Here is a 2,245-nt window from a genome sequence, read left to right as displayed (position 1 = left end):
GAAGCCGCCCGGGCAGATCCGCATCGGAGACGTGGTCCGCTATCTCGAACGCGATCAGGCCATGGTCGAATGCTTCCGCGCCGATGGCGGGCAGTGCAATCTGCTGCCGGCCTGCCGGCTGCGGCAGACGCTCAACCGGGCGAAAGACGCCTTCATCGAGACGCTCAACGGAAAATCCCTGGCCGACATGTTGCCGGTGCCGGCCAACCGCTAATTCGGCGCGCCCGCAACCAGCGAGCATTGTCGCCGTCCCGGCAGGCCCCGCCACGCTCATGGCGCACGCCCACGATGATCAGGAACCGGCCGGCCTCGGCAAGGATCGTCCGCGCGCCGATCTATCCCGCTTTCCGTGCCTTGCCGCCGCGGCGGGGCGGCGCGTGAGCTTTGATCCGGGACGGGGATTTCCTGAACCGGCCTTCCTTCCTGCCGCGACCGAAATCCTCCGCTGCCGTGCCGGGTTGGTGGCCCGCCGGTTCGATCCGCATCTCGGAATTGGTGCCGGCACCGATGGCGGCGGCAAAGGCGTCGGCCACATCGGCGCCGATTTCAAACCGCGTCTCGTGATCGAAGATGCGGATCGCCCCGATATCGCGCTTGGTGACGCCGCCGACCCGGCAGATCGCCGGCAGCAGCCATTTCGGATCGGCCTTCTTGCGGCGGCCGACATCGCACCGGAACCATACCATGGCCCGCCCGTCCTCTGCGCCCGCGGCGCGACGGGCCGCCGGACGGGGGAGGACTTCAGGCTGCGGCGCGATCTCCTCCGGCGCCGGCAGGCGGGCGCGATACAGGCGGATCAGCGCCGTTGCGACAACATCGGCCGACCGGTTCGCAAGCAGTTCACGCGCCAGGGCGATCTCCTCATCGAGCGGCGCCTCGGTCAGCACCGGATCGGTCAGCAGCCGCGCATGGTCGCGGGCGCGGATGGCCTCGGCTGTCGGAGGGGCCTCCCAGATCGCCCTGATATTCGCCGACGCAAGCAGAACCTCCGCCCGGCGCCGGCTTCTGTCAGGCACCATCAGCAGGCAGAGGCCCTTGCGTCCGGCGCGTCCGGTCCGGCCGCTGCGATGGAGCAGGGTCGCCTTGTTGGCCGGCAGGTCGGCGTGGATGACAAGGTCGAGATTGGGCAGGTCGAGTCCCCGCGCGGCGACGTCGGTGGCGATGCAGACGCGGGCGCGCCCATCGCGCAGGGATTGCAGCGCGGCATTGCGTTCCGACTGGCTGAGCTCGCCGGACAGGGCGACGGCGGCGAAGCCGCGTTCCTGAAGCCGCCCGTAAAGCTGCCGCACGGACTCGCGGGTCGAGCAGAACACCAGGCAACCGGCGCCCTCATGAAACCGCAGCAGGTTCACCAGCCCGTGCTCGACCTCGTGGGCGGCGATCCGGATCGCCCGATATTCGATATCGGCGTGCGGCTGGTTGCGCGCGACGGTGTCGATCCGCAACGCGTCGCGCTGGTATTGCCGCGCCAGCGCGGCAATCTCGCGCGCGATGGTGGCCGAGAACAGCAGCGTGCGGCGGTCCGCGGGAGACGCGCCGAGGATGAATTCGAGTTCGTCGCGAAAGCCGAGATCGAGCATCTCGTCGGCCTCGTCGAGCACGACGACCCTGAGCCGGCCGAGATCGAGATGCCGGCGCTCGATATGGTCCTGCAGGCGGCCCGGTGTGCCGACCACGATATGGCAACCGCCGGCGAGGGCGCGCTGTTCGCGCCGCGGGTCCATGCCGCCGACGCAGGAGACCACGCTCGCGCCGGTATGCTCGTAAAGCCAGGCGAGTTCGGCATGAACCTGGATGGCAAGCTCGCGGGTCGGCGCGATGATGAGCGCGAGCGGCGCGCCGGCCGGCGGCAGCACGTCCTCGTCCAGGATCGTGGCGGCGAAGGCCAGCCCGTAGGCGACCGTCTTGCCCGAGCCGGTCTGGGCCGAGACCAGGAGGTCGCGTCCTTCGGCCTCGGGTTCCAGCACGGCGCTCTGCACGGCGGTCGGGTCGGCATAACCGCGCGCCGCGAGCGCATGCTGGAGCGCGGGAGTCTCAACATAAAATGGCATGGGGCTCATTACCGCACCCGGCGGAAACGACCAACATGGCTGGCGCATACCGGCGCCGTCCCCCCACCGGGGCTGGGCCGGAACGCCCCTCGCCCGCCGGCGGATGACCGGTCGGCGGCCCTGATGCCGGCGATCGTCACCCGATGGCGAGAGGGGCGGCGGTCAGGCTGCGCACCTGTTCCGGCGTGACCCCT

2 protein-coding genes are annotated in these 2,245 nt (G+C 70.2%); one reads left to right on the top strand and one right to left on the bottom strand.

Annotated features, from left to right (window positions below; all coding sequences use genetic code 11):
- A partial coding sequence (locus APM_RS02095) for an Rrf2 family transcriptional regulator (RefSeq protein WP_007421705.1) occupies nucleotides 1-214 on the top strand: 214 nt, incomplete at its 5' end.
- Nucleotides 215-335: 121 nt separating this feature from the next.
- Here the strand turns inward: APM_RS02095 and APM_RS02090 are convergent.
- Complete coding sequence (locus APM_RS02090; RefSeq protein ID WP_007421704.1) at nucleotides 336-2,051, bottom strand: DEAD/DEAH box helicase; 1,716 nt, start codon at nucleotides 2,049-2,051, stop codon at nucleotides 336-338.
- Nucleotides 2,052-2,245: the final 194 nt, after the last annotated feature.

The organism is Acidiphilium sp. PM (assembly GCF_000219295.1).
Lineage (GTDB): Bacteria > Pseudomonadota > Alphaproteobacteria > Acetobacterales > Acetobacteraceae > Acidiphilium > Acidiphilium multivorum.
This window is presented reverse-complemented; position numbering and strand designations above follow the sequence as displayed.

Bases quoted from the DNA above. Each gene is read 5' to 3' on its own strand.
- APM_RS02090 (WP_007421704.1), bottom strand. From the start codon at position 2,051: ATGCCATTTTATGTTGAGACTCCCGCGCTCCAGCATGCGCTCGCGGCG.